The organism is Streptomyces sp. NPDC059743 (assembly GCF_042732975.1).
Classification (GTDB): Bacteria; Actinomycetota; Actinomycetes; order Streptomycetales; family Streptomycetaceae; genus Streptomyces.
Genome location: NZ_JBHWGS010000021.1, coordinates 49,049 through 67,654, shown reverse-complemented (window position 1 = coordinate 67,654; position 18,606 = coordinate 49,049). Strand labels below are relative to the sequence as shown.

Genomic DNA, 18,606 nt, shown 5'->3' with positions numbered 1-18,606 from the left:
GGTTGATTCCGCATGGGTCAGTGACCTCGGTTCTGCGTGAGCAGAGGCCGGAGCAGCGAACTGAGTGTCGAGCCGGATGCCTGGCGAGGCGCCGCTACCGGGACCGTCGGATCAGGTTCGGAATCAGGGCCGGATTCGGTGTGGATGCGGGTGTCGGTCTCGGCGAGGCGGGCGGCAATGTCACCGGCAGTACGCGCACGCATCAGCAGGGACGGGTCCACCGTCCGTCCGCTGCGGCGCTCGATGGCGGTCGCCACCTCGGCTATGGCCAGCGAGTCGAGCCCCAGATCCGGGAGTGCGCGATCGCCCGGGTCCTCGCCGAGAACGTCCAGGAAGGCGTTGCGGACAAGGCTGGACATGGCCTCCGCGGCCGGGCGTGCCGGTGACGATGCCGGCACCGGAGCCATCGCCGGTGCCGGTGTAGGTGTAGGTGTCGTCGCCGGTGCCGGTGCCGTGATCGGCGCCGCGCTTCCTGGGAAGACCACACCGCCGCCCGACCGCAGATGACCGGCGAATCCGTCCAGCGCCTGGGCGAGCGTGATCGAGTGGACGGCGGCGTACGACGCGTCCGCCTCCATTCCGGTACCGGTCCAGTTGGGCCAGGCGTGGGCGGTGACAGCGGTGACGGAGTCGTGCTCGCGCTCGGCGAGAGCGAGTTGGTAGGCGTTGGCCAAGGCGTAGTCGACCAGCCCACGGCCCGCCTGAGGCAGGGCACCGGCGATCGAGGAGACCAGTACGGCGAACTCGGCGCCCTCGGCCTTGGCCAGCCGTACGACATTGTCCGAACCGGCGATCTTGGGACCGGTCACCGTGGCGGCGTCGGCCCACTCCCGGCGGCGTACCGCGCCGAACGGATTGACGCGACCCGAGGAGTGCACGACGCCCAACAGCCGGCCCCAGCTCTGCCCGAACCGGGCTGCGACAGCGGTCAGGGCGGCGGCGTCCGAGACATCGCAGGGAAGATAGTCCACCTCCGCACGCCGCCGTAGTTCTTCCAGATAAGGCGAGTTGACGCTGTTGAGCGTCGAGCGGCCGACGATGCCTACGCGCTTCGCGCCACGCTCGATCAAGTGCTCGGCCAGGCGTCGGCCGACCGCGCCGAGACCACCCGTGACCAGGTAATAACCGTCGATGGACAGCTTGGCGGCCGGGGCCGACCTCGCCACGACGGACTCGGGAACGAAGCGGACTCCGCGCCGGTAGGCCACGACCGTATCGACGGTGGTGGCGGTATTGACGGCGGCGGTATCGACGGCGGTGCCACCACCGCTGTCGATGCCGGTGTGCAGGGCCACGAACTCGGCGGCTATCTGCCGGGCGCGCAGGGCGGCCAGGTCCGCCGGGTCCAAGTCGATGGTCGCGACAGCGAACCGGTTCTCCGCGCAGGCCGCCCGTACCGCCATCGCCTCGGCCGCCGCTCCGGGCAGCAGACGGGCACGCTCCTCCGGATGGACCACGGTCGAGTGGTGACCGGCCCAGACCATCTTCCCGTCCCTGGGGAGCGCGGCGATCCAGTTACGCAGATCGCTCCAGAAGCCGCTCAGTTCGGACTCCGTACCGAGCGTTGAGGCCGCGCCGACGACGACGATGGCCTCGACCGGCTGTCCCTCCTCCACAACGCGCACGCCCATGTCCCGAAGAGAAGCCGAGACCAGGCCTGCCATCTCCCGCTCCGCCGCGACGACGCGGACGGTAACGGCCTCGGCCAAGTTCCCGCCGTTCAACGGTTCTTCGTTGATGTCCGCCGCACGCCAGCCGGTACGGAGCGCCTCCGGAGCCCCGAGCATCAAGGATGTTGCCGGATCCGTAGCGTCCGAGGCGACAGCCGAGTCCCTGACCTGCCAGTGATGGCCACGGGCAAACGGATAGGTGGGCAGATCGGTGATCCTCGCTCCCGGCGCGGAGAGCAACGTCCAGTCGGTATGGGCGTATCCACGCTGTACGAGATCCACGACCGCCGCGTGCCGGTCGGTCTGCGTAGCGAATCGATCAGCGGACTGATGTAGCGTCAATTCACCATCGGTCTGCGCCACCTGGATACGTCCATCGGCGACGGCACGGAGTTCGTCGGCCAAGGCGGCGGCGTCGCGACCGTACACCGCTGTCTGGAAGTCCAGCGCCGAGCGGCCGACGTTGGCCGTGTGGCAGAGGTCGGCCGTCTCCTGATCGTCATGGGAGTCGGCGAACCGATCCGCGTAGGCCGCGGCCACTTCCCGTACCGCGTCCTCGGTCGCTCCGCTGACACGCAGCACATGGCTCTCCTGCGGCAGCACCGTACGCACCGGGACAGCGGGCGGTTCCTCCACAATGACATGCGCGTTGACACCACCCATCCCGAACGCACTGAGCGCGGCACGCCGAGGCGCACCATCCGTACGCGGCCAGGCAACCGGCCGGTCAGCGACATAGAACGGCGTGTCCTCAAACCGGATGTGATCGTTAGGACGCGTCACATGCAACGTCGGCGGAATCTCGCCATGCTCCATCGCAAGAAGAACCTTCACCAGCCCGGCCAGACCCGCCGCCGGCTCCAGATGACCGATATTGCTCTTCAACGAACCAATCGCACAGAACTGCCGCCGATCCGTCTCCTCACGCCACGCACGCGAAAGCCCGTCGACCTCGATCGGATCACCCAGACTCGTCCCCGTACCATGCGCCTCCACCATCCCGATGCTGTCCGGACCGATCCCGGCATCCTTCAACGCAGCCGCAATCACCTCCTGCTGCGCCGCACCACTGGGAACCGTCAACCCGGACGTACGACCACCATGATTGACCGCCGAACCCCTGATCACCCCACGGATACGGTCACCGTCCCGCACCGCATCCACCAGAGGCTTGATCACCACCGTGACCACACCCTCACCCGGCACAAACCCATCCGCCGACGCATCAAACGCACGCGACACACCGGACGGAGACAGCGCGCGCAGACTCCGCATCGCGGTGTAGTGCAGTGGCGACATCGCGAGCCGCACTCCGGCGACGATCGCCTGCGCGCACTCGCCGTCACGGATGCTGCGTACGGCGGTGTGCAGCGCGACCAGCGACGACGAACACAACGTATCGATCGTCATACTCGGCCCCCGCAGATCGAGGAAATAACTCACCCGATTCGCCAGGAAGGCGTTGTGATTGCCGAGGCCGCTCGGCGCGTCCAGCTCCGGTTCGATGTTGTAGTCCTTGTAGTGCTGATAGCTGGCCCCCACGAAGACACCGGTCGACGCGGGCACGGACAGCGCGGGCACGCCGGCCGATTCCAAGGCCTCCCACGCGGTACGGAGCAGCCAGCGGACCTGGGGATCGAGGACATCCGCCTGCTTGGGGAAGAAGTCGAAGAAGCGGGCGTCGAACTCATCGATGTTCTCCAGGAAGCCGCCGACGGAGGCACTGCCGGCGTCCGCGCCGCCGTTCCACCGCGCGGACGGTACGCGGCCGACGCCCGTCCCGCCGCGCGACAGCATCGGCCAGAACAGTGCCGGATCGGCGGCGCCGGGCAGCGCATGGGCGAGGCCGATGACGGCCATGTCCTTGGTACGGGCTGCCGCTTCGCCGGGCGGAGTCGCACGGGATGCGGTCGGCGCCGTGGATACGAGCGTGGCCGTCGAATCCCGGGCGGCTGCTGTCTCCTCCTCGGCCGGTTTCTCTGTCCCCTCAGGGGCCAGGTCCGCCACCACCGCCGCCAGGGCACGGCAGTCGCGTGCGCTCAGAACATCCGTGGGGCTCAGCCGTATGCCCAGGCTCTCCCCGATCTCGGTCGCAACCATCGTCGCCAGCATCGAATCGAGGCCTGCGGCGGAGAGTGAGGTCGTGGGCGTGATGTCGGGATCGCGCATCACTGACCGTACGAGCGCGACGACGGCTTCCTCATCTACCGTTCCACCAGCGGGAGTTACCGCGCAAGAGACCGACAGAGCTCCATCGTTGGGCAGCGGTCGGTACACCACATCATCGAGCGAGACCAGAACTCGTCCCTCGGCGGAGAGCAGCGTCGCGCTGCCTCGCCGTGTGCCGTCAATGTCCTGCTCGACGGCCCGCAGATGGACAAAAGCGGTCAACGCCGGGTCGGCCCACCGTACGGCGCGGCCGATGGACACCGGCAGATAGGTCAGCGGTGAGGCGGCCGGATCGGCCAGTGTCAGTACGGCCATGCTCTGGAGCGCGGCGTCGATCGCCACGATCCGGCGCACCGACGGGCTCTCCTCGTCACCATCGAGCCGGGCGAGCACTCCGGCCGGGCCGTAGTGGATGGCGGTGATCGCCTTCAGCGGTGCGTCGAACTCCATTCCCTTGGCGGCGAACCACGCGTACAGACCGTCCGGCTCCAGCCTCCGCCCGTAGTCGGCGCGCAGTGCGTCGATCGATGACCTGCCAGGAGCATGCTCGGTCAATGGCGGTGCGCCCAGGACAAGATGGGCGATGACCTGGTCGCCGTACCGGAAGGCCGCGGTCTCCGACCGCGCTCGCTCGGCCAGATCGCTGGTGAGCCGCTGCGCGCCAACTCCCTTAGCGATGAGGACAATCCGCTCCAGAACGGTGGTCCGCTCGAATCCCATGGCGAGCAGCAGCGCCGCCGGTACCGTCTCCTGGCCGAAGACACGATGCGCCCGAATCAGACGGTCTCCCGCATCGGCCATATCGGCCAGACCGACCCCGCCGTCGGACATATCGGCTACGGTCTCGGAACCGGCTCCCGGCCGGAACGGGTACGGAGGCAAGGACAGCCTGCGCGTCCGCACGCCCTCGTACACACCACGCCAGTCGACGCTCCGACCAGCGGCGTACTGGAAGGCGCGCGCGACGAGTTCCCCGCCGTTCGTCGTCCCTTCGTTCACCAGGACCGTCGACCCGCGTAGAACCACCCCGGTAATGTCTCCCGATGTACGTGACGCCTGGCGCAGCCCTGCCCTCAACTCGCCTGCGTCGACGCCCAGTACGGCGATCCGGTGCGGCAGATGGTCACGTCCCACGGCCGCCGAGAGGCACAGCGCGTCCACATCGACCGAAGGCGCGTCCGTGAGAAGGCGCTCGACGTCTCCAACTCGTCGGAGCAGTGCCTCCGAGGTGTGCGCGGAGAGGACGAGCAGATGCTCGGCGGACGCTGTATCAACCGTCTCCGTACGACGGTAGTCCGCGTCAGTAACGTACTCCTGGACGACGATATGCGCATTGGTGCCACCCATGCCGAAGGCGCTGATCCCGGCCAGCCTCGGCCCGTCCGTACTCCATGGCCGCGCTTCGGTCGGCACCACGAACGGACCGGACGAGAAGTCGATATGCGCGCCAGGTCTCTCGAAGCCGGCCAGCGGCGGAATCTCCCTGTGCTGAAGCGACAGCAGGACCTTGACCAGCCCGGCCAGACCGCTCGCGGGCTCCAGATGCCCGATGTTGGCCTTGACCGAGCCGAGGAAACACGGGTCCTCCCGCGCGGTGTCGCCGCCGAACACCTCGGTGAGGGCAGCAATCTCGATCGGATCACCGAGCCGTGTTGCCGTGCCATGGGTCTCGACCAGAGAGATGTCCGTCGGCTCCACTCCCGCGTCGGCCAGGGCCGCCCGTACCACCGCGACCTGGGACCCGCTGCGCGGCACCGGCAGCGCGCTGCCACGCCCGCCGTGGTTGACGGCGGCGCCACGGATGATGCCCCAGATCCGGTCGCCGTCCTTCTCCGCGTCGGCGAGCCGCTTCAGCATGACCACGATCGCGCCCTCGCCGGGCACAAAGCCGTCGGCCCGGTCGTCAAAGGGCCGTGGCCTGGTCTCGGACAGCGCGCCGAGCTGGCTGAGGCTCCGGTAGTACCACGGAGTCAGTCCCACATGGCAGGCCGCGACGATCGCGGCTCCGCAGTGCCCGGCGCGCAGCCCGGCGACGGCCTGCTGCACGGCGACCAGCGAGGACGAGCAGAGAGTGTCGACGGTCTGCGACGGGCCGTGCAGATCGAGTGCGTACGAGATCCGATTGGCCAGTATGGCGTTCATCGAACCGAGCGCGGTGTGCGGCCCGACGGTGCCGAGGCCCTGGGCGTCGCGGTGATGGGTGTACGTCGCGCCAACGAATACCCCGATGTCCTTGCGGCCCGCGAGTCCGCTGTCGTCAATCACCGACCAAGCGTGTTCGAGCAGCAGCTTCTGCTGTGGATCCATCTCCTCGGCCTCGCGGACCGAGATCCCGAAGAACTTCGGATCGAAGCGGTTGATCCCCGACAGGAAGGCACCTGTGCGGCAGTACGTTCCCGTCATGTACGGGCCGCGCTCCTCGAAGTGGGCGTCCGCGCTCCACCGGTCCGCCGGGACGTCGGTGAAGGCGTCGCCACCGGATCTGAGCATGGACCACAGCTCCGCGAAGGTCGTGGCACCGGGCAGATCGCCCGAGACCGAGACCACGGCTATGTCCTCGGCGCGCGGACGACGGCGCCTGCCGGTGACGGCCTGCGGCTCGGCATCCCGTCCCGGCGCTGAAGCAGGTGTCGGTACGGATTCCGCTTCGACGGGCGCGGGCGCGGCGGCCGGAGGCACGGCTCCGTACCGCTGGGTCAGCGCGTCCGCGAGCTCGGCGAAGTCACCGTACTCAAGGAAGAGTGTGGCGGGCAGGGAGGTGTTCCAGCGGCGGGACAGCTCCTCCGACAGCTCGACGCTCATGATCGAGTTGATGCCGTAATCCGCCAGAGGCGCGTCCCGGTCGAAGTCCGTGATGCCCAGCCGCTCCGCCAGGAAGCGCGCCAGCTCGTCGTGGCGGGCCTTCCCGTCGTCGCCCGGCGCGTTGCCTGCCGGTGTGCTGTCTGCCGGTGTGTTGTCTGTCGGCGTATTGCCTGCCGGTGTGCTGTCCACTTCCGGATGGTCGACGTCGGGGTGCGCGATGACCAGTTGGCGCGCGTCGCCGTGCAGCGCCGTCAGCAGCGCGTCGAGCGCCTCGGCCGTTCCCAGCGGTCGGACACCGCGTCGGCGCAACTGTTCGGCGACCGCCGTTCCCATGCCCACTTCGCCCCACAGGCCCCAGTCGACACTGATCCAGGGCGCGTTCCGTGCGTGTGCGAAGGCGTCGAGATAGGCGTTGGCAGCGGCGTATCCCGCCTGTCCGAGATTGCCGAACGTCCCGGACACCGAGGCGAACAGCACCGCGAAGTCCAGCTCGGTTCCCGCGACGGCGGCGGCCAATTCATGGACGCCGACGGTCTTGGGCCGCAGTACGGCCGCGACATCGGCGGCGGTGGCGGAGCGGATGAGCCCGTCCTTCAACGTGCCCGCCGCATGAACGACACCGTGCAGATCCCCGATGTCGCGCCGGATCTCCGCGACCATGGCCGAGAGCGCGCCGGGCTCGGCGACATCCACACCGAACGACACAACGGCGCAGCCGTACGATTCGATCTCGGCGATCCGGTCGTGGTCGACGCCCGAGCCGCCGGATCTGCTGACGAGCGCGACGGTGCCCGCGCCCTCCTTGGCGAAGCGCGCGGCGACCTCCAGTCCGAGGCCGCCGTGGCCGCCCAGGATCAGATAGCGCCCACCGCGCCTGATAGGCGGCCGACCGACGCCGGCCCGGCGGAACGGCATACGTACGGGCTCATGGCGGACACCGTTCCGGTAACCGGCCTCAACCGGTCCCGCGTCCAGCTCCGCGAGCAGGGCTTCGCCCGCCGCCGTAGCCGTACCCGCACCGGCTCCTGCATCCGTACTCAGGTCCAGGTCCAGGTCCAAGCCCCGGTCCAGGTCCACGAGGCGAGGGCGCAGTCCCGGGTACTCGATGGCAGCGGTCCTGATCAGGCCCCACAGCGCGGCGCGCTCGGGAACGGGCAGATCGCCGTTCGCGACCGGCTGCGCGTTCTCGGTCGCGACCAAAAACCGCGCCTTGCGCTGTCGTTCGCCCAGTGTCTTCAGGGCGGCGAGGCAACCGTACAGACCGGTGCTCAACTCCGAGTCGGCCGACCGGACCGGCCCGGTGTTCCACAGATGGACCACGCCCGCGACGGGCTCCGCAATCTCCTCCCAGAGCCGGCGGAACGCGGCCTCGTCGGGTTCGGGCATGACCCGGTGCTCGCCGGAAGGCTCATCGGAGGGCCTGGTGACCGGCCTGGTGACCGGCTCCTCATGGAGAACTTCCACCACACGCGCGCCTCGCGCCACCAGCGTACGGACCATGTGTCCGCCCAGGGCGTCCGGTTCACCGTGGTGCAGCACCACCCAGGTGCCCGTCGTGACCTCGCGCGGGACGGGCGAAGAGAGCGCGGTGGCGGGCGTCCAGCGGATCCAGGTGGTGAGCGGCGAGACCGTACCACTCCCCCGCGCGTCGGCCGCCGCGGGCATGCGCCGCATCCGTACACCGTCGAACTCGGCGACGACATCGCCCGACGAGGAGAGAACCAAGGCGTCGGCGACCGAGTAGGCGCCCTCGACGGCGGTCCGCCGGACGCGCACGGTGACGGGCCCGGCCGTCCGGGCGAGTTCGGTGAGATCGGAGAGAAGAGCGAACCGTGCGACACCGATCGGCAGCATCGGACGTGGTTGTGTCTGCTCGCCCTCGGCCTGGAGCGCACAGCTCACCACCTGGAACACACCGTCCACCAGCAGCGGATGGGCATACCAGGGCAACGGTTCGGCGGTGGTGTGCAGGACCGCCTCGGCCGTACCGTCCCCGACACGGAGTTCTCGTACGGTACGGAAGTCCGGCCCGTACTCCAGGCCACGGCTCGACCAACTCCCGTACAGAGCCTGCGGAGTGAGCGTCCGCGGGCAGGACACCTCCCATGCCGCCACCGGACGCGCCTCCGGCTCCGGGAGCGGGCGGCCGGTGCCGGTGGAGAGCGATTTGCGTCCCGCGTCGGTGCCGGTACTCAGCTCGAACCGCGTCCGCGGGCCGAAGGTCACATCGAGCCGTACGGTGCCCTCGGCGGAGTCGGCGACGGTGAACGGACGCAGAAAGGCGACATCGGTGAGTTCCAGCGGAGTGAACGCCTGGCGGGAGGCGATCCCGAAGAGGGCCATCTCCAACTGCATCGAGGCGGGCAGGATTCCGATCCCGCCGGAGCGGTGCTGGGCGAGGAAGGATTCACGCCCGGCGAATGTCTTCTCGTAGGTCTCCACCCGATACGTCACGATCCCTCGCTCCGATTGACGTAGTGACGGTCGAACAGCGGATGACCGCCGGCCCGCACCTCGGCGGCCGACGCGGGGACTGCGGGAGTGACGACGGGCTCGGGTACGGGCGTCACGGCGGGCGCGGCAGGCGCGGCAGGCGCGGCAGGCGCGGCAGGCGCGGCAGGCGCGGCAGGCGCGGCAGGCGCGGCAGGCGCGGCAGGCGCGGCAGGCGCGGCGAGACGCTGCCGGTTGAAGGGATAGGTGGGGATGGTGGTGGTGCGCTGGTTCTTGCCGTGATGCACGGCGTCCCAGTGGATCTCCGAGTTGCCCTGGTTGTAGTGACTCGTCAGGGCGGTGTGCAGCTCCTCCTGGTCGGAGCGGCCACGGCGCAGTGTGTGCAGCCACTGAAGCCCGGCGCCCGGGAGAGTGGCACGTCCCAGCGAGGTGAGCACCGGATGCGGACCGATCTCCCAGAAGACCTGGGCGCCGGCCTCCTCCGTCCTGGTCAGCGCCTGTGAGAAGAGCACCGGACGGCGAATGGCCTGGGCCCAGCCGATGGGATCGGCGACGGTGGCAGCGGTGTGCCAGTCGCCTGTCCGTGTCGACACGAACGGGATCCGGGGAGCGGAGAGCGGCGTCGCTGCGACCGCCTCGGCGAACGGCGCGAGAGCACCCTCCATGGCCGCCGAGTGGAAGGCATGACTGACCGTCAACTTCTGTGTACGGTGTCCGCTTTGCTCGCAGAAGGCATCGACGGCTGCTTCGGGGCCGCTGATGGTCAGGGACCGAGGAGCGTTGTACGCGGCGATCTCGACCTCGGGATACCCTGCCAGGGCAGCACGTACCGTCTCCGCGTCGGCATGGACCACCGCCATCGTGCCCGTCGTGGGCTGCGCCTGCATCAGCCGACCACGTACCGCGACCAGCCGCAGTAGATCAGGAAGCGTAAGAACTCCGGCCGCCCACGCGGCGGTCAGCTCACCGGCGCTGTGGCCCACGACCATATCCGGCCGTATCCCCCAGGCCTCCAGCATCCGGACCAGCGCCACCTGCACACTGACAATGCCGATCTGCGCATACCGTGTCTGATCAAGACGTGACCGAGCCTCGCCGAACAACAGCTCAAGCAGTGGCGTGTCGGTGTGCGGCGCCAGCAGCTCCGCACACTCCTCCAGCGCCGCACGGAACAACGGATCCGTGGCGAACAGCCCACGGCCCATGTCCCCGTACTGCGAGCCCTGCCCCGTAAACATGAACACGCCGGTCTTGGGCTGATTGGTCAGCCGTGCGATCGGCCGGACTCCCGCGGCCAGCGCGGTGAGCCTGCCCACCAGTTCTGCGGTGTTCGTACCGGTCACAGCGGTCCGGTAGCGGTGCGAGGAACGCCCGGTGTTCGCGGTATAGGTGAAGTCACCGAGGTCGGTGGTGAGCGAGGTGCTGAGATGACGCGCGTAGGACGTGGCCAGTTCGCCTACCGCGTCCTCGGTCGCACCACTGATCCGGAGCACATAGCTCTCCTGGGCCAACGATTCGTGTGCCGGGACAGCGGGCGGTTCCTCGACAATGACATGCGCGTTAACTCCGCCCATGCCGAAGGCGCTGAGTGCGGCCCGCCGTGGCACACCATCCGTGCGCGGCCAGGCAACCGGCCGGTCGGCGATATAAAACGGGCTGTCCTCGAACCGGATGTGATCATTGGGCCGCGTCACATGCAACGTCGGCGGAATCTCCTCATGCTCCATCGCAAGAAGCACCTTCACCAGCCCGGCCAGACCCGCCGCCGGCTCCAGATGACCGATATTGCTCTTCAACGAACCAATCGCACAGAACTGCCTACGGTCGGTCTCCTCGCGCCACGCACGCGAAAGCCCGTCGACCTCGATCGGATCACCCAGACTCGTCCCCGTACCATGGGCTTCCACCATCCCGATGCTGTCCGGACCGATCCCCGCGTCCTTCAACGCAGCAGCAATCACCTCCTGCTGCGCCGCACCACTGGGAACCGTCAGACCCGACGTACGACCACCATGATTGACAGCCGAACCCCTGATCACCCCACGGATACGGTCACCGTCCCGCACCGCATCCACCAGAGGCTTGATCACCACCGTGACCACACCCTCACCCGGCACAAACCCATCCGCCGACGCATCAAACGCACGCGACGCACCCGACGGCGAGAACGACCGTAGCCGGGAACCCAGTTGGAAGTACTGCGGAGACATCGCCATATGGACGCCGGCGACGATCGCCTGCGCGCACTCGCCCTCGCGGATACTGCGTACGGCGGTGTGCAGCGCGACCAGCGACGACGAACACAACGTATCGATCGTCATACTCGGCCCACGCAAATCGAGGAAGTAACTCACTCGATTCGCCAGGATCGCGTTGTGATTGCCCAGACCCGCCGCCGTCTGGACGACCTCGCCCACGACGGTGTCCCGGTAGTGCTGATAGCTCGCGCCCACGAAGACACCCACGGAGCGGTCCCGGGAGCGGCCCGCCGCTCCCGCGTCCTCCACGGCCCGCCAGGCGGACTGGATCAGATGGCGCTGCTGTGGATCGATCCAGCGCGCCTCGGCGGGCGAGATCTGGAAGAACCCGGCGTCGAAGCCGGTCAGTTCGTCCACGAAGCCGGCACGGCGGAGATATACGGTGCCCGGCTCGGCGTCGGTGGAGTAGTAGGCGTCGATGTCCCAGCGGTCCTCGGGCACCTCACGGAGACAGTCCTCGCCGTCCATCAGCACACGCCACAGCTCCGCCGGGCTGCCGGCGCTCGGAAAGACACCGTCGATACCGACGATGGCGATGTCATGGCGGTCCGTGTCAGCGTGGGCCGTGTCAGCATGGACCGTGCCCGCCTCGGCGTGCGCTCCGCCGGTTTCGAGGAGCGGCGCGACAGGCACCGGCGCTGTCTCCACCGATGCGGCCTCGGGCGCCTGCGCAGGCGCGGGCGCCGACGTCACGCCGTACTCGTCGCGCAGTTCGGCGACCAGCTTCTCCACCGTCCCGGTCTCCAGGACCAAGGTCACCGGGATGTCGACGTCCAGCTTCGACCGGATGTCCTGCGCCAGCGAGACGGAGAGCATGGAGTCGAGCCCCTGCTCCTGCAACGGCTGGTCCAGTTCGAGTGTCTCGACATCGATCTCCAGGGCATGCGCGACCCACTGTGCGAGCGCGGGCCCCAGAGCTGCCGAGCCGAGCGAGCCTCGGGCGCCGCGAGAGCCTCCGGACGGACCGGAAGCCGACGGTGTGTGACCGTTGCTCGTAGTGGAAGTGCCGGACCTGGGCGTCGAGGCCGGCGGCGTCGGGGAGAGCCGCTTCCAGGTGACTCCGCGCGCTTCCAGTACCGGTTCGGTGCCGTCGTACACCAGCAGGCTCGCGGTCAGCAGTCCGGAGTCGGGCGCGCTGTCCCGGTCCCGGCGCGCGTACACCCGTACCGCTCCGGAGAGCCGGCCGAGCACGGTCAACCGCCCGATGGTGAACGGGACATACAGGCCCTCGGCGCCACACGCCGCGAGGGCCACCTGGAACGCACCGTCGAGCAGCCGTGCGTCGACCGGGCCGTCGCCGACGGCCGATGGAGCAGAAGCAGCAGGCCTGTTCAGCGTGCCGAGCGCCTCTCCCGGCGCGGTGGCCAGCCAGGTGACGGAGCGGAAGCCCGCGCCGTAGCTGAGCCCGTTCCGCTCGAAGGCCCGGTACATCGCGTCAAGGTCGACCTGAGTGAAACCGTCCTCGGAGGCCGGTGGTACGAGAGCGGGCCCGGTGTGTTCGGTATCGGTGTATTCGGCATCGGTCAGCTCCGCGCCGCACACCATCGCTCCGGTACCGTCGCGGAACACCACCGCCGTGCCGTCGCGCTCCGCGGTGAGTGTCGCGGGCAGCCGGACGGCCGCCCGGAAGGTCATGTCACGCAGTCCGAACCGCTCGCGGCCGAGCAGCTCGGCGACCTTTCCCGGATATCCGGCGCCCGGCAGAGTCGGATGGCCGAGGACCACATGCTCCACCGCCTCGGGATGGTCCGTCCATGTCCGTACGCCCCGGCCAGCCAGGGTCGCTACGGCGCCGCCCGCGCCCGCCACCGCGTCCAAGGCCTCGGCCTTCGTCGGAGCCGGCCTGTCCACGGGCTCCAGCCAGAGGTACTTCTCGTCGTGCGGCGCGGTCGGGAAACGTACTCCGGCGCGCCGAGGCTCCGTCGGCAGGCTCTCGCCCGCCACAAATCGCCTGGCGGTCCTGTCGAGCGTGTCACGGCCCGGCTTCTCACCGAGCGGTGGCAGCGTCGTCCCGAGCGGCTCGGGCACGGTGCCCACGTACAGCGAACGGGTGTCGTCCACTCCCGCCAGGAACAGCCGTAGCTTGTCGTCGAGTTGTTCGATGCTGTCCACCACACAGGCGAGCCGGTACGGAGCGGTCGGCCGCCGTCGGCTCGCCACACCGAGGGCGGCGAGCGGCGGGCAGTACGGAGAGCGGAGCAGCCGGACGAGCCGGTCGGCCAGAGTACGCAGCGCCTGGTCCGAGCCCGCGGACAAGGTGAGCAGACAGGGACCGGGCGCTCCGTTGACGGCTGCTGAGGCCGACGCCGATGGCAGCGGCGCCGCCGCGACCACGACATGCGCGTTCGCGCCGCCGAAGCCGAAGCTGCTGACTCCGGCCACACGCGGCCCTGACCACGGCACGAGCCGGTCCGCGACATAGAGAGGCGACGCCTCGAACCGGAACGTGCTGTTGGGAACAGTGAGGTTGAGAGACGGCGGGATACGGTCGGCCTGGAGCGCCAGGATCGTCTTGATCAACCCGGCGATTCCCGCGGCCGGTTCGAGATGGCCGATGTTCGTCTTCACCGATCCGACGGCCACCGAGCCGGTTCCGGCGCCACCCAACGCGGCCTGCAACGCCTCCAGTTCGATGAGATCACCGAGCTGCGTGCCCGTGCCATGGGCCTCGACGTATCCGATGCCGTTCTCGGGCACACCGGAGACGGCCAGCGCCTTACGGATCACCGCTTCCTGCGCCGTCCTGCTGGGCGCGGTCAGAAAACCGGCGCTCGCACCGGTGTGGTTGGCGGCCGTACCGCGCACCACGGCCAGTACGGGATCACCGTCGCGCTCGGCGTCGGCGAGCCGCTTGAGGATCAGTACGCCACAGCCTTCGCCGCGTACATAACCGTCCGCGTCGTCGTCGAACGCACGGCACACTCCCTGAGGCGAGAGCATGCCGTTACGGGCGAAGGCCCGGCTCTTGTCCGGTGTCAGCACCAGATTCGCGGCGCCGACGACGGCGGCGTCGATATCGCCCACGCGCAGATGAGTCACGGCCTGATGCAACGCGACCAGCGACGACGAGCAGGCGGTGTCGACGGCGAAGCTGGGCCCGGACCAGTCGAACACGTGCGACAGCCGGTTGGCGACCATGGAGATGGCCGTGCCCGTCGCGGTGTGCGGGTCACTGTGTCCGACACTGCCGGCGATCAGCGCGGGAAAGTCGCTGGCGATGGTGCCGACGAACACTCCGGTGTTCGCGCCGAGCGAGGTGTGGTCGTGGCCCGAGCCCTCCAGCGCCTCGTCGGTGACGCTGAGCAGAATCCGCTGGAGCGGATCGAGCCGGCGCGCCTCCCGGTCGGTGAGGCCGAAGCGTACGGCGTCGAACCGTTCCACACCGTCGACCCACGCCATCGGCACCTCGTCGGTGTCGGACCACAGATGGCCCCAGCCCCGGTGCCCGGCCGGTGCGTCACCCACCCCGGCGACACCGGCGGCCAGATTGGCCCAGAACTCGTCGGGCGTGGCCGCGCCGGGAAAACGGCAGGCCATCCCGATCACCGCTACGGCATGGTCAGCCTGCGCCGCTGGGACGGAAGCAGGCGTACGTGGTTCCGGCTCGGCCGCGACAACCGGCGCCGGGCCCGAAGCCGCGACCGGGACCTCGACCGGAGCCGCCTCCCGCTGAGCGGGAACGGGAACGGGAACGGGAGCAGGTACGGGAGCAGGTACGGGAACGGAAACCTCCGCGACCGAGTCCGGTTCCTCGGCCACCACACCTTCGTCGCGGAGCAGTTGGGCGAGCTTCGCGGGCGTGCCCGTGGCGAAGATCGACGTGGGACTCATATCGACGCCCAGTTCACGGCCGAGCGCGGTGGCGGCGAGCACGACATTGGCGGAGTCACCGCCCAGATCGAAGAAGCTGTCGCCCGGCTCGAACACCTCGTGTCCGACGATGGACGCGAACACCCGAGCGATCGTGTCCACCAGAGTCTCCGGCGCCGCGCGCCGCGCCACGGGCACCTCGGCGGTCGAGCGGATGATGTTGTCGCGCGTCGGCAGCGGCAGGCTGGCCCGCGCGATCTTGCCGTTGTCGGTCAACGGCAGGGCGTCCACGGGCACATAGGCGTCCGGGACCATATAGTCGGGCAGCGCCCGGTTGACGGTTCCGTCCAGTGCGGACTTGGTCAGGACAGCCGCGGCCAGGGCAGTCGCGGCCGGGCCGGATGCGGCCAAGGCTCCGCCGTCCACGACCAGATACGCCGTCAGACGCGGCTCGCCGCGTCCCTCGAACGGCACCGCGACGACCACCGCCGCCGTGACACCGTCGTGCGCCTCCAGCAGCCGTTCGATCTCGGCGGGCTCGATCCGATTGCCACGGACCTTGACCTGGGCGTCCGCGCGCCCCAGCCACTCGATGGCACCGTCGGAGTGACGTCGTGCCTCGTCACCGGTCCGGTACAGCCGGACTCCGGTGACCGGATGGGTGTGGAACGCGTCCGCCGTGAGGTCCGGACGGTTGGCGTAGCCACGGGCGAGCCCGGCACCCGAGATATGGAGATCGCCTCGCACACCTGGCTCGCACGGTCGCAACTCCGCGTCCAGGATGTGCAGTTCAAGGCCGGGCAGCGGTTCGCCGAGCGGCAGGGACGCGCCCACGCTCTCGACACGGTGGTACGAGGCCCAGATCGTCGCCTCGGTGGGACCGTACAGATTCCACAGCTCGCGCGCCGTCGTGTGCAGCCGCTCGGCGATCGCGGGCGGCAGCGCCTCGCCGCCCGACAGTACAGCCAGTTCCTGGTGTGGAGTCCAGCCGGTGCCGAGCAGCAGCCGCCACATGCTCGGTGTCGCCTGCGCGACGGTCACCTCGCCGATCAGCTCGGCCAGCCGGTGCGGATCGCGTGCCACCTCGCGGGAGGCCAGCCGTACGGTCGCGCCGACCGTCAGCGGCAGCAGCAGCTCAAGCAGCGAGATGTCGAAGGCGATGGTGGTGTGTGCGAGGACGATGTCCTCAGCGGACGAGTTCAGCCGGTCACCGATGCCGGTGAGAAAGTTCGCCAGGGCGCTGTGCTCGACCTCGACGCCCTTGGGCTCGCCCGTCGATCCGCTGGTGAAGAGCGTGTAGGCCAGATCGGTTCCGCCGACGCGAGGCGGGACCGCCAGCGCCGAGCCGTCCGGTTCGGGGAGCCGCAGTGCGAGGCCTAGCGTCTCACCGAGGGCTTGGGTGCGCGCGTCGGTGAGGACCAGGTCGCATCGCGAGACCTCCGTATACCTGGTCAGCCGCTCGACGGGATAGTCCGGATCCAGCGGGAGGAACGCGGCGCCGGAGCGGAGGATCCCGAGCATGGCCGGGATCAGCCCTGGACCGCGCGCCATCAGCACACCGACCACGGAGCCGGCGCCGACGCCCTGTTCGTACAGGCGCGCGGCGATGGCGTCGGCCCAGGCGTCCAGGCCCGCGTAGTCGAGCCGGCGGTCGCCGCTGTGTACGGCGATGGCGTCGGGCCGCTCGGCGACGACGGACGCGATCAGATCCAGCACCGTGACATCGGGCGAGGCCGACGCGGCATCAAGGTCGACCTCAGGATCGGCTCCGGTTCCGGCTTCAGCTACAGGCTCGGGTACCCGGTCCGCGTCCGGTACGACCGAGATCCCGGCCGGTACGGGCGAATCCGCCGCCCGTACCGCCGCGTCCTCGCCCAGCAGCAGCGCGCCCAGCGCCACGTCCTCCACCCGTTCGGTGAACTCCAGCGCCTCGTCCTGCGCCATGGCGGTCTCCCGTACGAAGATCGCGGGCGGCCCGTCCGCCAGGCAGAGCAGCGCGATCTCGGTGTCCGGTTCGACGGAGGCCTCCTCGCCCTCGTGCCGCTCCAGCACCATGACCCGGGTGAAGGTGGCGGAGCCCGGTGGGCGTCTGGCCAGGCCGAGTCGTATCTCCAGGTCCGTGGCGTATCCGTGCTTCGCCGTCACCTCGTCCAGCCGGTCCGACAGCGCGCGGCTGCCGTCGCCGTCGTACCGCACCGGGAACCGTGCGGCGGCGAGGCCGTGCGTCTCCTCGGCCCGTACGCGCGCCCCCGAGGGCGACCACGCGAAGTCGAAGGTCTCCTCGCCCATGCGCTCGGCCAGTACGGCGAGGAAGGCACGGACCAGAGCGGTGTGCTCCGCGCGCGACTTGGGTGTGTACGCCAGTCCGTAGCGGCCGTAGTGTGCCGACGCGGCGGAGAAGTCCTCGGTGCTCAGCGGCGCGGGCCGCAGCTCGCTCAGCCGCTCCCGCCACCACGGCTCGTTCGTCCGCAGCGGTCGCTGCGCGGCGGCGACGGCCGCCAGCCGCTCCTGTGACACGGCGGGCAGCGGGCCGCCCGGAGTGATGCCCAGGCGCTGTGCCGCTCCCTGTCCGCTCAGCGCGCTGCCGTCGACGGCCGTGAAGTCGCTCAGCAGCAAGTCGCCGTCGGGAGCCGCGAGTTTGAGGGCGGACCCGGTCACCGACACCACGGTCGTCGTGGTGCGGACGGCGTCGCCCGGGATGTCCCGGGGGACGATCCTGACCTGCTGGGTGAAGACCGCGCCCAGTTCGGTGACGAGCGCGGGCACGCCCAGCGGATTGGGGAACGTCCCGTAGTCCAGCGCCTTCGCGATACGTTGCGCCTCGGCCGCCGAGGTGCCCGCGTGGATGAGTCCGCCGGAGGCCATGCGCGCGGAGCGCCGGTAGAAACGGCGTTCGCGGTTCTCGGTGCTGACACGGTCGGGCAGGCTCCGCGCGACGACGTGCGGGACCAGCTCGCCGAACAGCTCGATGCCGGTCTCGGCCGTCTCGTACGTCAGTGACAGCGCGGTGGAGTGGTTGCGTACGGGGAACCAGCGCTCCAGCAGCACACCGCCTGCGTCCACGGCCTCGTCCATGAGGTGCCAGGTCGCCGCGTGCCGGCTCGCGCCTTCGAACAGCGCCCAGGCCGGGACATTGCTGCCGGAGTAGCGCGGCAGCGGTCCGTCATGGAAGTTGATCGCCGCGACGGCGGGCAGTGCCAGCACCTCGCGGGACAGGATCCGGAAGTTGACCATGCTGAACAGATAGTCGAACTCGCGCCCGGAGAGCGCCGCGACCAGATCGCCTCGGGGATCGAGCACCGGAATACCGTGCTCGGCCGCCCACACCACGACGGCCGGGTCGTCGCTCAGGATGCCCTCGATACGGACGCCCGCGTCGAGAAGCCGGGCCGCACACTGCGTCAGTACTCGTGTTCCGCCGATGATGAAGCAATTCGCCGACATGC

2 protein-coding genes are annotated in these 18,606 nt (G+C 69.5%); both read right to left on the bottom strand.

The features are described from left to right. Nucleotides 1-17 precede the first annotated feature (17 nt). Entirely contained in the window at nucleotides 18-9,095 is a 9,078-nt protein-coding gene (locus ACFV6H_RS31525) for an SDR family NAD(P)-dependent oxidoreductase (protein WP_385549094.1), read from the bottom strand. Continuing rightward, nucleotides 9,092-18,604: an amino acid adenylation domain-containing protein gene (locus ACFV6H_RS31520; RefSeq protein WP_385549091.1), complete on the bottom strand. Its 9,513-nt coding sequence runs from the start codon at nucleotides 18,602-18,604 to the stop codon at nucleotides 9,092-9,094. Before ACFV6H_RS31520 ends, ACFV6H_RS31525 begins: the two co-directional genes overlap by 4 nt. Nucleotides 18,605-18,606 lie beyond the last annotated feature (2 nt).

Bases quoted from the DNA above. Each gene is read 5' to 3' on its own strand.
- ACFV6H_RS31520 (WP_385549091.1), bottom strand. From the start codon at position 18,604: ATGTCGGCGAATTGCTTCATCATCGGCGGAACACGAGTACTGACGCAG.